The organism is Brevundimonas bullata (assembly GCF_003350205.1).
In the GTDB taxonomy this organism is placed as follows: Bacteria; Pseudomonadota; Alphaproteobacteria; order Caulobacterales; family Caulobacteraceae; genus Brevundimonas; species Brevundimonas bullata.
In genome coordinates this window covers 1-16,334 of sequence record NZ_QLLC01000048.1, presented here as the reverse complement: position 1 = coordinate 16,334, position 16,334 = coordinate 1, and the positions used below count along the sequence as shown (strand labels likewise).

At 67.0% G+C, this 16,334-nt stretch carries 14 protein-coding genes and 1 pseudogene; 7 read left to right on the top strand and 8 right to left on the bottom strand.

Annotated features, from left to right (window positions below; genetic code table 11):
- Positions 1-352 precede the first annotated feature (352 nt).
- Complete coding sequence (locus tag DXK21_RS16620; protein WP_162790715.1) at positions 353-736, top strand: hypothetical protein; 384 nt, start codon at positions 353-355, stop codon at positions 734-736.
- 864 nt (positions 737-1,600) lie between these two features.
- On the opposite strand, the gene DXK21_RS15315 is transcribed toward DXK21_RS16620, so the two are convergent.
- Together DXK21_RS15315 and DXK21_RS15310 are read right to left on the bottom strand one after the other, a co-directional pair.
- The gene (locus DXK21_RS15315; RefSeq protein ID WP_114818634.1) at positions 1,601-2,347 is read right to left on the bottom strand and encodes a DUF6456 domain-containing protein; all 747 of its coding nucleotides are present in this window, start codon (positions 2,345-2,347) and stop codon (positions 1,601-1,603) included.
- The gene (locus DXK21_RS15310) at positions 2,344-2,730 is read right to left on the bottom strand and encodes a chromosomal replication initiator DnaA (RefSeq protein WP_114818633.1); all 387 of its coding nucleotides are present in this window, start codon (positions 2,728-2,730) and stop codon (positions 2,344-2,346) included. Before DXK21_RS15310 ends, DXK21_RS15315 begins: the two co-directional genes overlap by 4 nt.
- A gap of 372 nt (positions 2,731-3,102) precedes the next feature.
- On the opposite strand from DXK21_RS15310, the gene ctrA reads away from it, so the two are divergent.
- Complete coding sequence (gene ctrA, locus DXK21_RS15305) at positions 3,103-3,804, top strand: response regulator transcription factor CtrA (protein ID WP_114818632.1); 702 nt, start codon at positions 3,103-3,105, stop codon at positions 3,802-3,804.
- A 250-nt stretch (positions 3,805-4,054) separates the two neighbouring features.
- Here ctrA and DXK21_RS15300 read toward each other — a convergent pair whose 3' ends face one another.
- From DXK21_RS15300 to fliI, 3 genes are all read right to left on the bottom strand, one after another.
- Positions 4,055-5,125, bottom strand: coding sequence for an endo-1,4-beta-xylanase (locus DXK21_RS15300; RefSeq protein WP_114818631.1), 1,071 nt, complete (start codon positions 5,123-5,125; stop codon positions 4,055-4,057).
- 165 nt (positions 5,126-5,290) lie between these two features.
- Positions 5,291-5,704, bottom strand: coding sequence for a flagellar export protein FliJ (locus tag DXK21_RS15295; protein WP_114818630.1), 414 nt, complete (start codon positions 5,702-5,704; stop codon positions 5,291-5,293).
- Positions 5,705-5,932: 228 nt separating this feature from the next.
- Positions 5,933-7,273 (bottom strand): flagellar protein export ATPase FliI, encoded by a 1,341-nt coding sequence (gene fliI / locus DXK21_RS15290; protein WP_114818629.1) that lies wholly within the window; start codon positions 7,271-7,273, stop codon positions 5,933-5,935.
- Between the two features lie 358 nt (positions 7,274-7,631).
- Here fliI and DXK21_RS15285 point away from each other — a divergent pair, with 358 nt between their 5' ends.
- The gene (locus tag DXK21_RS15285) at positions 7,632-9,815 is read left to right on the top strand and encodes a porin family protein (RefSeq protein WP_114818628.1); all 2,184 of its coding nucleotides are present in this window, start codon (positions 7,632-7,634) and stop codon (positions 9,813-9,815) included.
- Positions 9,816-9,849: 34 nt separating this feature from the next.
- On the opposite strand, the gene DXK21_RS15280 is transcribed toward DXK21_RS15285, so the two are convergent.
- Positions 9,850-10,761 (bottom strand): EamA family transporter, encoded by a 912-nt coding sequence (locus tag DXK21_RS15280; RefSeq protein WP_114818627.1) that lies wholly within the window; start codon positions 10,759-10,761, stop codon positions 9,850-9,852.
- Positions 10,762-10,848: 87 nt separating this feature from the next.
- Here DXK21_RS15280 and DXK21_RS15275 point away from each other — a divergent pair, with 87 nt between their 5' ends.
- From DXK21_RS15275 to DXK21_RS15260, 4 genes are all read left to right on the top strand, one after another.
- Positions 10,849-11,331 carry an Lrp/AsnC family transcriptional regulator gene (locus tag DXK21_RS15275; RefSeq protein WP_114818635.1) on the top strand — a complete coding sequence of 161 codons (483 nt, stop codon included), beginning with the start codon at positions 10,849-10,851 and terminating at the stop codon, positions 11,329-11,331.
- A gap of 117 nt (positions 11,332-11,448) precedes the next feature.
- Positions 11,449-12,429 (top strand): cysteine synthase A, encoded by a 981-nt coding sequence (gene cysK / locus DXK21_RS15270; RefSeq protein WP_114818626.1) that lies wholly within the window; start codon positions 11,449-11,451, stop codon positions 12,427-12,429.
- A gap of 222 nt (positions 12,430-12,651) precedes the next feature.
- Positions 12,652-13,866, top strand: a complete 1,215-nt coding sequence (locus DXK21_RS15265; protein ID WP_114818625.1) for a DUF2336 domain-containing protein — start codon at positions 12,652-12,654, stop codon at positions 13,864-13,866.
- A gap of 164 nt (positions 13,867-14,030) precedes the next feature.
- Positions 14,031-14,462 carry a Ros/MucR family transcriptional regulator gene (locus tag DXK21_RS15260; protein WP_114818624.1) on the top strand — a complete coding sequence of 144 codons (432 nt, stop codon included), beginning with the start codon at positions 14,031-14,033 and terminating at the stop codon, positions 14,460-14,462.
- A 272-nt stretch (positions 14,463-14,734) separates the two neighbouring features.
- Here DXK21_RS15260 and DXK21_RS15255 read toward each other — a convergent pair whose 3' ends face one another.
- Both DXK21_RS15255 and DXK21_RS15250 read right to left on the bottom strand, forming a co-directional pair.
- Complete coding sequence (locus DXK21_RS15255) at positions 14,735-15,901, bottom strand: DUF2336 domain-containing protein (protein WP_114818623.1); 1,167 nt, start codon at positions 15,899-15,901, stop codon at positions 14,735-14,737.
- Positions 15,898-16,334 (bottom strand): annotated as a pseudogene (locus DXK21_RS15250) (hypothetical protein); the annotation flags it as partial. The pseudogene DXK21_RS15250 and the gene DXK21_RS15255, both read right to left, overlap by 4 nt.

Here is a 16,334-nt window from a genome sequence, read left to right as displayed (position 1 = left end):
CTTTCAAGGGCCGGACTCTAGCTCCGCGTGGAGGAAATTCTCAGGGGCACGTCAGAGCCGCTGCATTTTGCGAAAATGCTCAACATGACCTGATCAACCATCGCCTCACCCCTTGAACTTCGATGTTGATTTTAGCTTAGCTATAAAGCGCCCATTGGGAAGCGTCCGCTTATTGTCGCCCTCGCGATGGCAGGACGATTTTGGCCGTTACCTCATGTCCGCTTTCCACCCTTAAGCGAACTTCGGTTCACGACCCTTAGCTGGCGAAAGTGACGTCAGCTTTCTGGTCTGGATATCGGAGCCAGGATCCGCTCACTTTGCCGTTGCCAGCTTTGCTATAATAGGGGCACGCTTGTACCAAGCAAAGATTATCAAACGTGGAATTGTGATAATGCGATCCTTGTTGTGCGCGCTGAGTGCGGCGATGCTTAGTTTCCCGATGATGGCTGAATCGCAGGTGCCTGAAGCACAAACCGATCTGTTTACAGGCGGCGACACTATTTTTCGCTCGCTTCCGCAGGAAATCGACGCCACCGCCGAACTGATAGCAAGACGTGGCGCACCCCTTTTTACCAGAACAATAATACCCCTACGATCTGTCACGATAGAAAGTGACATTTCCGTTCGGGTGAATTTAGGGCGTCAGAATATTCCTGCAGGATCAATTCTGTTCGCTGCTGGAGATGTGCGTAGGGGAATTTATTGTGCGCCCGCAAGAAGCGCAGGTTGGGGTTGAGCCTATATCGCGTGTCTTACCGACAGCGATGGAGACGGTCGCTTCGATAGGCAAGCTTGGGGCGGCGCCGCAGCAGCATTGCCCCATCAGCAGATCCACGGGCCTTTAGAACAGGGAAGCATAAAGGCCTTTGGGTTAGCTGGAAATGGGACCGAGCTCCCCAGTCCTGCTTCCTACCGACCCGCCGCATTCGAAAATGGACCGAAAGCGAGCGTCGAAATCGTCTGGAAGGCGCGGCGAATCCGGAATACGCCGACCTACGAGGTTCGCATTTGGACTAACGGCGGAAAGCTTGGGCTAGTTGGACTTGATGTAGGCACAAATGTGCAAACTGTCATTGTAGACAACGTTACCGAGAAACGCGTCACTATTGACGGCGTTAATATAAATCTTTTGAAGATGTTGGATGGCGGGGCTATATCTTACAAAATTGAAAGTATAGATGAAAATGATCACATAACGTACCGCCGAGTACACGACCCGATGGAGTTGACGCTATACCTGTAAAAAACAAGAGAATGCGTTGGAAAACACTGATTGTTTGAGGTTTTCTCTTCGCGGCCAGACAGTTCGTTTTGATCGCAGGATCGGTCGAGAAGCAGCAAGGGAGGGCAGATTTCTGATGTCCGCTTCCCACCCTCAGCTGACATTTGACGCGTCTGATGTCGGACTCGTCGTCGACCGCGCGGGCGCAAGATCATTGTATTGACATTCATGTTTATTGGTGCGCTTTGTGGTTGTGCGGTCAAGGTTTGGAAACGCCCTGATCGCACCGGCTTGACGCGTCTGACCTGCGGGGCGCGTCAGCGGATCGTGTGATCCCTCGACTTCGCCCGCCCCGGTTCGCCGGGGCGGGCTTTTTCGTCAGCCGAGGCCATAGTGTTCGGCCAGGGCCTGCAGTCCCTGTTTCAGCACCGTCTTGCCCTGACGGCGGCGCAGGAACAGGGTTTCCTCGGCCAGCCGAAGCGACGTGCCGTGGATGCAGACGCGCTCGACCAGGGCGCGCAGGCGCGGGCCGCAGGCGCTCAGCGCCGCCTCGACGCGGGCGGCGGCGGACAGGGCGCGGTCGCTGGGCTCGACGCGGGCGGAACTGCCGCCCCCGGCGCGGGGCAGGGCGTCCCAGCGCATGGTCAGCGACGGGCCGCTGAGGGCGATTTCGGCCTCATGGCGCAGCCGCTCGCCCGCCGCGACTTCGGCGGGGCTCAGCCAGGGGCGGCCCGAGGCGTCCTTGCGCCGGGCCAGCCAGGCGACGGGGCTCTCGCCCAGATTGGCGCGGCGGGTGGTCAGGCGGCCGTCGAGCTCCATGAAGGGACGCTCGCCCTCGATCAGGCCGGGACGGCCGGGCGGCGGGCTGGGGGCCAAGCCTGGTGAAAGCGAGGTGTTGGTCGCGGGTCTGGCGCGCGCCTGCCAGCCGCCGCCTTCGCGGCGACGCAGGCCGGGGCGCTCGACCAGGGCGCGGAACGCCGCCTCGTCCAGGGTCAGCACCGCCCGCCCGCGCCGGTCGCCGCCGAGGCGCAGGGGATAGGCGGCGCCCGACTGGTCCAGCCAGGCGCCGGGCCGGTCCAGCAGGGCGCGGGCGCGTTCCACGATTCGCGTCTGCGGCAGGCTCATCGGTCGCCTCCCAGGGCCAGAGCCAGGTCGACGGCGGGCAGTTCCATGACCGCGCGCAGGCAGGTCTCCAGCCCGTCCATGACGGCGTCGTACTTGTCGTGGTCGCGCGCGTCCTCGGCCCAGCGGCAGGCGGTCGAGGCCGTGGCGCGGTTCAGGCCGAAGGCGTGGCCCACACGCTCCAGCGGCCAGCCGTAGGAGACATGGGCCAGGTACATGGCTGACCAGCGGGCGCGACAGGCGCGCGGGCGGGTGCGCTCGCGCCGCAGCATCTCGGTCGCCGGGACCCCGAAGGCGTAGGCCGCCAGATGCAGGGCCGCGTCGGCGCGGATGCGGTCGCCCTCCGTCACCGGCACGCGATAGGGCTCGACCCGATAGGATTCCATGTCGTCAGTTGCTCCCGAACGTATTTTTCTGCGGCCCCATCATGTGCGGTGTCGCGGGGCAGGCTAGGAATGTTGTCCTAGCTCACGTCAAAATCGGTCGCTTCGCCTTGCCGGGCGCGGGATCGGCTGTGGACGATTGGACGCGCGGTCGGGGATGTTGCGAACGTCAAGGGGGCAAGACGCGCGACATGGTTAATAAATTAACGAATCCTTGACTCGGGACTCTCGACGGCGATTCGCAAATCAGCCTAAGCGTTCCATATCGGGACCCGTTAACCCTTCTTAAGGTTTTGACCCGTTAACGTTGGAACAAGGTTACCCGGTCGTCGTCTTCTCGGCGGCTGCAGCCAAGCTTTGCCTGGAGGGGCATGAATGCGCGTCCTGTTGATTGAAGACGATCACGCCACTGCCCAGAGCATCGAACTGATGCTCAAGTCGGAAGGCTTTAACGTCTATACGACCGACCTGGGTGAAGAAGGCATCGATCTGGGCAAGATCTATGACTACGACCTCATTCTGCTGGACCTGAACCTGCCCGACATGAGCGGCCTTGAGGTTCTGCGTCAGCTGCGCGTCGGCAAGATCAATACGCCGGTCATGATCCTCTCGGGCAGCCACGAGATTGAAACCAAGGTCAAGACCTTCGGCGGCGGCGCCGACGACTATCTGACCAAGCCCTTCCACAAGGACGAGCTGATCGCGCGCACCCACGCCGTGGTCCGTCGCTCCAAGGGCCACGCCCAGGCCATCATCCACACCGGCGAGATCGCCGTGAACCTGGACGCCAAGACGGTCGAGGTGGACGGTCACCGCGTGCATCTGACCGGCAAGGAATATCAGATGCTGGAGCTGCTCTCGCTGCGCAAGGGCACGACCCTGACCAAGGAAATGTTCCTGAACCACCTCTACGGCGGCATGGACGAGCCGGAACTGAAGATCATCGACGTCTTCATCTGCAAGCTGCGCAAGAAGCTGGCGACGGCGGCGAACGGCAAGCACTACATCGAAACCGTCTGGGGCCGGGGCTATGTCCTGCGCGACCCGTCGGAAGGCGCCGTCAGCGTCGCCGCCTGATCGGGGGCCTGAGCCTCCACTCAGGGTCGAGTTTGAAACGCCCGCCGGGAAACCGGCGGGCGTTTTGCTTTGTCGGGCGCTGCTTGCGCGCGTTTCATCCTTCTCCCCTTGAGGGAGAAGGTGGGCGCCGGAGGCGCTCGGATGAGGGGTGTCGGCGGCGCCCTATCCGCTGTGGCGGGCGCGCTGCATCACTATCGTCTGACGGCTCTCACACCCCTCATCCGTCTTGCTGCGCAAGCCACCTTCTCCCTCAAGGGGCGAAGGCATTCGCCGCCGCATGGAACATCGGATTGGCCCCGCCCTTTGCGTCGAACAGCAGAGGACTGTCCTGACCGTCGTCCTTGTCGCCGCGACGCAGCCAGCTGTCGATATCGCGCACGCCCCAGGTGGTGAAGGCGAACTGCTGGGCGCGGGGCAGGGCCATGAAGGCCTCGGCCAGTTCGGCGACCCGGGCGGTCTGGCGCTCGATCCTCTGGCGGCGCGGGCGCAGGTCGGGCAGGCGGCCGTCGTCGCGCAGGGAGGCGTCCAGTTCGGAGACATGGATGGGCAGACCGAACTGGGCCAGTTCGCGCATGAAGACGGTGATCTGACCGGCGGGAATGTCGATGTCGAGGTGGCTCTGGGTGCCCAGGCCGGTGATCGGCGCCCCGGCCTTCAGCAGCCGCTCGACCAGACGCAGATAGGTGGCGCCCTTCACCGGATTGTTCTCGAGATTGTAGTCGTTGAGGAAGAGCACGGCCTCGGGCGCGGCCAGCTTCGCCTGTTCGAAGGCGCGCAGGATATAGGCGTCGATCCCGCCGAGGCCCTGGCTCCAGACGCAGTCGCGCAGGCCCTGGCCGTCCTCGGACACCGCCTCGTTGACCACGTCCCAGCCGACCACCTGACCGCGCCAGCGGCCCGCGACCGTGGCGATATAGCGGTCATACTCGGCGGCGAAACGGGCGCGGTCGCCGGTCAGGGCCTCGAACCAGGGGTGGCTCTGCGCGTACCAGATCAGGGTATGGCCAAACAGGCGCAGATTCTGGTCGCGGGCGAAGGCGGCGATACGGTCGGGGGCGTCGAAACGGAACGAACCGTCGCGCTGAAGAATGTACTCCATCTTCATCTCCCAATCCGCCGTCAGCTGGGAAAAGTGTTCGGAGACGAGGTTGGACCAGACCCGGTCTGACAGCTGGCCGGTCATGCAGGCGGCGCCGATGGGGAAGGGGGCGATGGATTTCAGCGAAGGGACCGGGCGCTCGATAGGGACGACGGCGGCCTCGCCGGAGCCGCAGGCGGCCAGGGCTACGGGGGCGGCGAGGAAGGCGCGGCGGTCGATCATCGCGCTTCTTTCCTTCCCACTTGTGGGGAGGGGAACCGCGAAGCGGTGGAGGGGGCGGATACAGGCAGGAGATCGGATAAGAAATGGCGGCGGGCGGGTCCGCCCCCTCCACCATGCTGCGCATGGTCCCCCTCCCCCGCGCGCGGGGGAGGATCAAGAGGCGTGTCAGCCCCCCGCACGGCGGCGCAGGCCCATTTCGTCGAAGGCGGCGGTTTCGCGCTTGGCGGCGGCCAGCAGCTTGCTCAGGCGGGCGGCCTCGGCGACGTGCTCGAACTTCTTCAGCTCCTCGAAGGCGCTGGTCAGGGCGTCGCGGGCCCCTTCCTCCTCGGCGGCGACAGCGGCGACCACGCCTTCGGCGTCGGCGCGCTTCAATGCCCAGCCCTTCAGATAGGCCTGCAACATCATGCCAGAAGACGGGTCCAGACGGGCGTTCTGGCGCTCGATCTCGACCTCGGCGTCGAGGACGGCGACGCGCATCTCGGCCTCGGCCTTGCGGGCCGCGACCTCGGCCAGACGCTTTTGCAGCGTCTCAACTTCGTAGTTGGAGATGCGGATCAAGGATTGGGCCCAGGCGGTCATAAGATCACGATGCGGTTGCGGGGGTTAAGAAGACGTGGCGAGACGCACAGGGCTTTCCTCCCCATTTCATGGGGAGGGGGACCGCGAAGCGGTGGAGGGGGCGGCGCGATAGATGCCTGTCCTGGCGCTGGATAAGGTCTTGCGGCGGCGTCGCCCCCTCCGTCTCGCCCGCTGCGCGGCCGATCCACCTCCCCATGACATGGGGAGGAAAGACGGAGTCTGGGCCGCTCACTCCATCATCCCCTGGTTCAGGATGGCCTCCAGCCGCACGAAGCTCTCGTCCAGACTGGTGTGGTCGTCCTTGTCCTGGCCGAGGAAGGTCTCGAGCGCGGGGTTCAGGGCGATGGCGCGGTCGACGATAGGGTCGGCCCCGGTGCGATAGGCGCCGATCTTGATCAGCTCTTCCATGTTGGCGTAGGCCGAAAGGCATTGGCGCGCGCGGCGGTTCAGTTCGCGCTCGGGCGGGGTCTGACAGCCGGGCAGGGTCCGGCTGACCGACTTCAGCACGTCGATGGCGGGGAAGCGGCCGCGCTCGGCGATCTTGCGGTCCATGACGATGTGGCCGTCGAGGATGCCTCGCACGGCGTCGGCGATCGGCTCGTCATGGTCGCCGCCGTCCACCAGGACGGTGAACAGGGCGGTGATCGGTCCGGCCTCGGTGCCGTCCGGGCGGATCGGGCCGGGACCGGCGCGCTCCAGCAGCTTGGGCAGTTCGGTGAAGACGGTGGGAGTATAGCCCTTGGTCGTCGGCGGCTCGCCCGCGGCCAGGCCGATCTCGCGCTGGGCCATGGCGAAGCGGGTGACGCTGTCCATCAGGCACAGGACCTCCAGCCCCTGATCGCGCAGGTATTCCGAGATGGCCAGGGTCATATAGGCCGACTGGCGCCGTTTCAGCGCCGGTTCGTCCGAGGTGGCGACGACGACGATGGCGCGCTTCAGGCCTTCCTCGCCCAGGGTCTCTTCGATGAACTCGCGGACCTCTCGGCCCCGTTCGCCGATCAGGCCGACGACCACGACGTCGCAGGTGGCCTGCTTGGCCAGCATGGACAGTAGCACCGACTTGCCGACGCCCGAACCGGCGAAGATGCCCAGGCGCTGGCCCCGGCAGGTGGTGGTGAAGACGTCCATCGAGCGCACGCCCAGGTCCAGCCGCTCGCCCACCCGACCGCGCGAATGGGCCGGCGGCGGCGAGGCGCGCAGGGGATAGGGGACGGCGCCCTGCGGCAGCGGCCCCAGGCCGTCGATGGGCAGGCCGAAGGCGTCGATGATGCGGCCCAGCCAGGCGGTGGTGGGGCGCACGCTGGCGGCGGTGTCGATGATCTTGATCTCGGCGCCGGGGGCCACGCCCTCGACCGGGCCGAAGGGCATCAGCAGGGCCTTGGCGTCGCGGAAGCCGACGACCTCGGCGGGCAGGGGGGGCTGGCCGCGCCGCTGGATCTCGGCCCGGGCGCCGACCGCCAGACGCGACAGGCCGCCGCGCGATTCAATCAGCAGGCCGCTGACGCCCGCCACCTTGCCGGTGACGACCAGCGGGTCGATCGCTTCGACGGCGGCGACGAGATTGCGCAAAAAGACGGCCCCTTCGGCCTGCGTCGGGTCGATCCTGACACAGGCCTCTAACCGTTAACGGATGCCTCATCGTGGTTAATGAGCGGTGAAGCCGATCTACGGGAATGCCCGTAGATCGCGCCGCAGGAGACCAGGGTTTCAAGATTCACCCCGCAGGGGCATTGCGCGTCATCAATCGAGTCGACGTTGGGGAGCGGGCTGGATGCCCGGCAAGGGGCGTCAGCTTCGCCGCGATCAGGGGTGCCGCCCATCCTGGAGGCTCAGCGGACGCGCCTGACGTGAGGTTCGGTGTTGGAGGGTCGGATAAGTTGACGTAGATGTAGATAGGAGGGCGTTACAGTAGGGCGGGGGTACAGTAATGTTGTGGCTGTTGCTCGCCACCTTGGACGCTGCGGGGCCTGGCGAGGCGTCGCTCGATGGTCCGGTTCCGACCGAGGCGCCGCAGCAGGTCGTGACCCTGACCAATCTCGATGATCCGGTGCGCGTCGATGATGTCGAGGTGCGCGGCCGGCGCGGCGCGGCGCGGGTGCCGCCCGAGACCGAATTGAACGGCGCCGAGATCGACGCCCTGGGCGCCTATGACATCGGCGAGGTCCTGGATCGGATCGGCGAAACACTCGGCGTCGGCGACGAGCCGATGGTGATCGTCAACGGCAAGCGGGTGGCGAATTCGGCCGTCTTTTCCGGCTTCCCGCCAGACGCCCTGGTGCGGGCCGAGATCTTGCCGCCCCAGGCGGGGGCCCTGTACGGCGGCGCGCCCGGCCAGAGGGTGGTCAACCTGGTGCTGCAGAGACGCTTCTCCAGCTACGACGGCCGCATGGTCGGATCACGTCCGACGCAGGGCGGGACCTCCTCCCTGTCCGCCGACCTGCGTCGTTCCGCCATCGCGGGCGACAACACGCACCAGGCGGGCGTCCGGGTTTCGCGCGACAGCGCCCTGCGAGCCGATGAGCGCGACCGCGGTCATGAAGAGGAGGGCGCGGGGGCCGGGGCCATCACGCTGCGCCCTCGCACCGAGACCGTGTCGGCCAACGTCAATCTGACGCGATCCCTGGGTCAATGGGCCGGGGTCTTCAGTCTGAACGGACAGGCGAGGGAGAGCCGCCCCGTTTCGCGTCTGGGCGCCGACATTGTCGAGGGCCGCCGCCAGTCGGAAAGCTTGGGAGCCTCGGCTGGGCTCAGCGGAACGGCGCTCGGCTGGTCAGTGCAGGGGAACATGAACGGTCAAGCGTCGCGCTCTCGGGATGAGGGCTTCGCCAATATCCGAAGCGAGAACCAGTCCATCGGTTTCAACGGTTCGGCGGGCCGAACGGTCATGGATTTGCCGTCGGGCGCGGTGGTTGCGAACCTGGGCGGAAATCTCATGGGCAACCGTTCCACCCTGAATCGCCCTCAAGCCCGCATCACGACGACGTTCCAGACCGGAGAGGTCCGTGGTTCGCTCACGGTTCCGCTGTCGAAGGCGGGTCAAGAGAACGGGCTCGGCAAGCTGGGAGACCTTCTGGCGACCCTGGGCGGCAGTGTCCGGCAGTCCAGCGGCGGCGATGGAGACGAGGTGAACGCCGCCCTGAACTGGGCGCCGAAGAGGGGCATACGCCTGAACGGCGTCTGGTCGGCCTCCAGCGCCAGCGTCCCGGACATGCAGAGGTTCGAGCCGGTCTATTTCGATACGCCCGTGGTCGTGTTCGACTTCCAGACCGGAGAGGCGGTGGAGATCACGCCGCTTCGGGGAGGCAATCCGGATCTACGACCGCCCCGCACAGAGAGCCTGTCCGTGACCGCCTCGCTCGGACCGTTCACCCGGTGGTCCCTGGCGGCCAACCTTGGATACCAACGCACGGAATCGACCGACGGGATCGGCGCCCTGCCGGACCTGACCGAGGACGTCGAGGCGGCCTTTCCTGATCGGTTCCAGCGGGATGCGAACGGGCGTCTGACCAGCATCGATTTTCGGCCGCTGAACCTCAGTTCGACCCTGACGGAAGGCCTGACCAGCAGTCTGAACTTCAACCTTCCGCGACCCGCCGGCGTCGCCGCCCATGAGGCGACGGTCTTGCGGGTGTCGCTCAACTATAACCTGAGGCTCAGCAACACCCTGTCCTTGGCGGCGGGGTTGCCTGAGCTGGACCGCTTGAAGGGCGACGGCGGGGGCGTTTCGCGCCAGGACGCGCGGGCGATGCTCGACGCGCGGCGGGGCCGGTGGGGCGTCAATGCCTCGGCGCGCTGGCAGGACGGCTATCGGACCCGGCGCTTCGGCGGGCAGGACGGTCCGGGAGATCTGATCACGGCGCCCTATACCGCCGTGGACCTCAAGGTCAGCTTCCAGATGACGTCGACCTCGGTTCGCGCCGCGAACGCCGACGAGGAAGGCGGGCCGCGCCGCCGCAGCGCCGGTCTGCAACTGAGCCTGGAGGTCAGCAACCTGTTCGACGCGCGGCCCGAGGCGCGTCTGGGCGACGGGGCGCCCGCGCCCGGCTATGGCCGGGACTGGCAGGACCCGATCGGGCGCAGCGTCCGTCTGAGCCTTCAGCGTCGTTTCTGACGGGCCGGGCGTGAGGCCTGGGATCAGGCCAAGATCAGGCGGGCGCGCCGGGCTCGGTCAGGGGCTGGGTCTGGCCCCGCGGCGCGGTCAGGACCGCGCCGATGGAGGCGGCGACGATGCAGCCGATGGCCAGCCACTGTAGAGGGCTGAGCTGTTCGTGCAGCAGGACCATGCCCGCCATGGCGCCGATGGCCGGCTCGACGCTGAGCAGGACGCCGAAGGTGCGTTTGGGGATGTGACGCAGGGCGATCATCTCCAGTGAATAGGGCAGGGCGCTGGACACCAGGGCGACGCCGAGGCCCAGCAGCAGGACCGAGGGCGCCAGTAGGGCGACGCCCGCCGTCGAGACGCCGAAGGGCAGGATGACCAGGGCGGCGGTGCTCATGCCCAGCGCCACCGACTGACCCGCGTGCATGTGCGACAGGCGCTTGCCGAAGACGATGTAGAGGGCCCAGCACAGGCCGGCGAAGGCGGCGTAGGCGACGCCGACCGGGTCCAGCCCCTCGACCCCGCTCCAGATCGGCAACAGCATGGCCAGACCGGCGACGGCGAGGCCGACCAGGGCGAAATGCACCAGCTTGCGCGAATGGATCAGGGCCAGGGCCAGGGGGCCGCTGAACTCGATGGCGATGGCCAGGCCCAGGGGGATGGTCCGCAGCGCCATGTAGAAGCTGAGGTTCATCAGGCCCAGCACCAGGCCGTAAAGCACCACCCGCCCGGCGTCGGCGCGCGTCAGGGCGAAGCGCCACGGCCGCCAGATGGCGATGAGCACCAGGGCGGACAGGCCGACACGCAGGGCCGCCGTGCCCTCGGCGCCGACGAGGGGGAACAGGCCCTTGGCGAAGGAGGTGCCGACCGCCAGCGACACCATCCCGCCGACCAGGGCGAGATAGGGCAGGGCGACCGAAAGGCGCGGCGAATTCAGGGACAGGGTCGGGGAGGACATCGGCCGGGAACCTAGTGAAAAGCCGCCTGTGTTTCTCGCTGAATTCTGCTGCTAGAATGCAATAAAACGTCGTTTTAGAGAAGTATGATGCAGCAAGCCGTCACGCTGGACGATTTCGACCGCCGGCTGCTGGATCTGGTCCGGCGCGACAATCTGCAGCCCGCGCGGGTGCTGGCGGATCGGGTGGGTCTGTCGGAATCGGCGGTGTCGCGCCGCCTGCGCCGTCTGCGCGAGGAGGGGGTCATCGTCGCCGACGTGGCGGTGATCGACGAGGGGCGACTGGAGCGCGCCCTGACCATGCACGTCCTGGTCGAGATGGAGCGCGAGGGGACGGCGGTGCTGGACGCCCTGATCGACAGCCTGACGGCCCGGCCCGAGGTCCAGGCCGCCTGGTACGTGACCGGCGAGACCGACTTCGTCCTCTATGTCCGCACGCCGACCATGGAGGCCTATGAGATCTTCACCCGCGAGGTGCTGAACGACGACGCGCGGGTGCGGGCGTTCAAGACCCTGATTTCGATCCGCGAGGTCCTGCCCTTCGATCCGGCGCGGCGGGGGCTGGCGTCATGAGGCGCCGGCGCCTTTATAGCGGCGCTAAAGCGCCTGAGAGAATTCCTGTGCGGCGCAGTCTGGTCTCGCGCGTATAAGGACTGTCACCTAGACGAAACCGCTGCACGGAGATCGCCCATGTCCGACACCGCCTATGACGCCAGCCGCCACAAGAAGGCCGGACGGGGCCGGGTCTATGACAGCATCATCGACACCATCGGCGACACCCCCCTGGTGAGGCTGCCCAATCTGACGGCGGAACTGGCGCCCAAGGCGACGGTGCTGGCCAAGCTGGAGTTCTTCAACCCCTTGGCCTCGGTCAAGGACCGGATCGGCGTGGCCATGATCGAGGCGCTGGAGCAGGCGGGCAAGATCCGGCCGGGCTCGATCCTGGTCGAGCCGACGTCGGGCAATACCGGCATCGCCCTGGCCTTCGTCGCGGCGTCCAAGGGCTACAAGCTGATCCTGGTCATGCCCGAGAGCATGTCGATCGAGCGGCGCAAGATGCTGGCCCTGCTGGGCGCCGAACTGGTGCTCACCCCGGCCGAAAAAGGCATGAAGGGCGCCATCGGCATGGCGCAGGAAATCCTGGACCGCACGCCGGGCGCCGTCAGTCCCTCGCAGTTCGAGAATCCCGCCAACCCCGCCATCCATGAAGTTTCGACCGCCGAGGAAATCTGGAACGATACGGCGGGGGCGGTGGATATCGTCATCGCCGGCGTCGGCACCGGCGGCACTATCACCGGCGTCGGTCATGCGCTGAAACTGAAGCGGCCCTCGGTGAAGATGATCGCGGTGGAGCCGACCGCTTCGCCTGTCCTGTCGGGCGGCGCGCCCGGCCCGCACAAGATCCAGGGCATCGGCGCGGGCTTCGTCCCCTCCATCGTCGACCGCGCCGTGATCGACGGGGTCGAACAGGTCTCCAACGACGAGGCCTTCGACATGGCCCGCAAGGCGGCTCGCGTTGAAGGCCTGCCGGTCGGCATCAGCTCGGGCGCCGCCCTGGTCGCCGCCTTCCGCCTGGCGGCGCTGGATGAGCATGCGGGCAAGACCATTGTCGCCATCATCCCCAGCTTCGCCGAACGCTACCTGTCCACGGCCCTGTTCGAGGGGTTGTAGGGCGCAATGGCTTTCCTCCCCATTTCATGGGGAGGAGGACCGCGCAGCGGTGGAGGGGGCGACGCTGGCCCGTCCCCGATGTTGCGCCTTCGCCGTTTGCCGTCGCGCCGCCCCCTCCGTCACGGCGCTGCGCGCCGCGCCACCTCCCCATAAAATGGGGAGGAGAAGTCGAGCTTTCCGCCCCTCACGCGCGGTTAACCGGCTCGCGCTAGGGTAGAAGTCATGTCGATTCCGGCTGTCAGTTCCGACGCCGACGCCCCGCCAGCGGCGTCGAAGGTCCGCCAGACCCTGTTGCGGCGGCTGGCCGATGTCGTCTGTCTGCCCGCCAGTCGGATCAATGCCTTCGAGCGGGCGGTGACAGGCGACCTGCTGGTGGACCTGCTGCGGCTGGCCTCGGTCGAGGAGCGGCGGCGGGTGGCGGTGCGGCTGGCGCCGCTGGCGGAACTGCCCAACAGTCTGGCGCGGCTGCTGCTGCGCGACGAGCCGTCGGTGGCGGGGCCGCTGATCGAGCAGTGCGCCTCGCTGACCGACGTGGACCTGATCGGCTGCGCCCGCGACGCCGGGATCGAGCATCGGCTGTTGATCGCCGAGCGGCGCGGCCTGTCGGAAGTGGTCACGGAAACCCTGCTGAGCTTTGGCGAGGACGCCGTCATCGAGGCGGTGCTGAAGAACGCTTCGGCGCGTCTGGCGCAGGTGGCCATCGAGGGCGTGGTGGCGCTGAGCCGCCAGAGCCCGGCCCTGTGCGCGCCCCTGCTGAAACGGCCCGAGCTGCGGCCGTCGGGGGCCTATGTCATGTTCTGGTGGTGCGGAGCCGAGGAGCGCCGCGCCGTGCTGCAAAGGTTCGCCGTGTCGCGCGAGGTCCTGCAGGACAGCGTCGAGGACCTGTTCGCCGTGGCCGCCGCCGAGGGCTGGTCCGATCCTGTGACGCGCAAGGCGCTGCAGTTCATCGAGCGCCGCCAGCGCAATCGCGCCGCCATCGACAAAAGCCCCTACAACGGCCTGGAGGACGCGGTCGCCGCCGCAGGCCAGGGCATGACCCGCGAGCTGGTCGGCGAGATCGGCTATCTGTCGGGCGTCAAGCCGTTGACCGCAGCCAAGATCATGGGCGACGCCGGCGGCGAGCCCATGGCCATCCTGTGCAAGGCCACCGGCCTGTCGCGGCTGAACCTGCAGACCCTGTGGCGGGCCATGCGCCGGCCTGAGCTCGATGCGGACGGCGCCGTCCATCCCGATTGGGAGCGGGTGCAGATTACATATGAAATGTTGGCCGTGGATCGGGCGCAGACGGTGCTGCGTTACTGGAACTGGTCTCTGTCTTCGGCGCTGACGCCGGCCCTTCTTCGCGCGATCCGCGAGGGCGACGAAGAGCGGATCGACGAATACTCCGCACCCGAGCGTGCGGCTATGTTGGCGCTTGCGGATAACTTCGGTCGATGAAGCTGTGCGGCTGATCTCGTTTTAGATCAGTATAGAAACTGACGGCTTCAATGATGATCTATGCTTGCATTGCGTTCATCCCGGAACATCCGTATGAAACCAAACACCGACGGGTCGGGTCTGATCAGTCGAATGCGTTTGGCTCCTGAAACAGGCGATCCCCCATGGAAGAAAAACCCGAACTGCTCGAAATGACGGCGGACATCGTGTCGGCCTATGTGAGCAACAACACCGTGTCGGCTGACGCCGTTCCTGGTCTGATCGCTCAGATTCACGCCGCTCTGTCGGGCGTGTCGTCGGCGCCGGTCGAAGTCGAGCCCGAGCCCAAGGAACCGGCGGTTCCGGTGCGCAAGTCGATCACGCCTGACTTCCTGATCTGCCTGGAAGACGGCCGCAAGTTCAAGTCGCTGAAGCGTCACCTGCGCACCAAATACAATATGAGCCCCGAGGAATACCGGGCGAAGTGGGGCCTGGCCAAGGACTATCCGATGGTCGCCCCGAACTACGCCAAGGCCCGTTCGGATCTGGCCAAGCAGATGGGCCTGGGCCAGGGCGGCCGCAAACCTGCCCGCGCCCCCCGCGCCGCCAAGAAGTAAGACCCGCCTTTTCAGGCTGGATGCAGCGCCCGTCTTCCGAAAGGAAGGCGGGCGTTTTGGCATTCTAGGGGCACCATCGGCCTTCGGGCTACTTGAGCGCGGAGGGGCGCTGCTTTCCTCCCCATTTGCATGGGGAGGTGGCGCGGACGCGTAGCGGACGTGACGGAGGGGGCGGCGCGACGGTTCCTATTGTGCGCTAATGAGGTCAGGGCGGCGTCGCCCCCTCCACCACTTCGTGGTCCCCCTCCCCATGAAATGGGGAGGAAAAGGGCTCAGGCCGCGTGCATGGCCTTACGCATGCGCCAGAAGCGCAGGGTGCGCTGGGCGGCCTCGTTGGTCAGGTCGTTGTACATGCCGGCATAGGCGCGGGCCTTGCCCATGGCGTCGCCGTCGGTGTTCAGCAGGACCACGGCGTAGGTCAGGAACAGGGCGCGATCCAGGTCGGCGGCCTTGCAGACCACGGCCAGGGCGTCGAGCTCGCGCCGGTCGATGATCTGGCGGGCGGTGTGGAAGTCGATGTCGGCCAGTTGCGACAGGGCGATCAGGAAGGAGGTCCGGCTGCCCGAGCGCAGGAAACGGGCGAGCACTGGCGGCGTCAGCTGGCCGGCGACGTTCAGTTCCTCGACATAGGCCAGGCTCTCGGCGTAGTCGGGCGGCAGGGCGCCGTCGTCGGTGGCGACGCGGGTGCGCCCAGCGGCCAGGGCGCTTTCCAGCAGGGCCGGGTCCATGCGGGCGTTCTGTTCCAGAATGCGCTGGCGCAGGCGGGCCTCGACCTCGAAATACATCTCGTTCAGCAGGTCGGGCGGCAGGCTGGCGCGCTCGACGGTCGGGGCGTGCAGGGCCGGATTGACGCGGGCGCGTTCGACGGCGGTCTCGCAGGCGGCGCGCGACATCTGGGCGCCGTCGTTGCCGAGCAGGACGCCCAGGGTCTCGTCGTCGCCGCGCTCGATGATGGCGTCGGACACGGCTTCGGACAGGGAGGCTCGCTGACTGACGGCGCGCATATGGCCCTGACCGCGCGAGTGGATGACCTGGATCAGGTCGGCCTCGGTCAGCACCGGAGAGGCGCGCAGGACGGGGTGGGCCACGTCCTCGGCCTCGTCGTTGGCGAGGCGGCGGATCAGCTGACGCGGGGCGTCGGGCGCGGCGGCGAAGCGCTCGGCCAGTTCGGCGCGAACGGCCAGCTCCATGGCGTCGGTCAGGTCGCTGAGCACCGAGCCGTAGAGGGCGGTCTCGGCCTCGCTGCGTTCCGGGTCGCCGAAGAAGTGGTCGGTCAGCTCGCGCAGCAGGGCGCGGCGCTTCTCGCTGGAGGTCTCCTGCGCCAGGGCGATCAGGTCGGGCAGACGCGAAGCGGCGTCGGACTCCGAGAGGGCGTCAGGCTCCGAGAGGGAGGCAGACTCCGAAAGGGAGATTGGGGGAAGGGCGGCGCCGTCGCTCATGGCTGGTCTTGGACTTCGGTGTCGGGGGCGGCCTGAAGTCGGCCGTTGGAATTGCGGATCAGGGCTGGCTGGGCCGGGGGCTCGGCCAGGTCCGTCGAGGCCGGGGGCGTGGTCAGCTCGACCGGCAGGCCGTCCAGATAGACCGCCGGCGGCAGGGGCGTGGCGTCGGGCTGGCGACCGGCCTGACGGTGCACCGAGTAGTAGCGGGCGCCCTCCTGCGGCGCGGCCTGAAGCGGCTGCGGCTGGGCCTGAGATTGAGCCTGAGGCTGAGCCTGGGGCTGCGGGGCCGCCGTGGCGGGCGACGGCGCAGGGGGGGAGGCGAACGGCTCGCTCGGTGCGGTGCGCTGGAGGCGGAAGATCGGGGCGTCGCGGCGCGGGGCCATGGGATCGAAGGCGGGGGCGTCAGGCGCGGGGGGCGCGCCGGGCGCGGGCT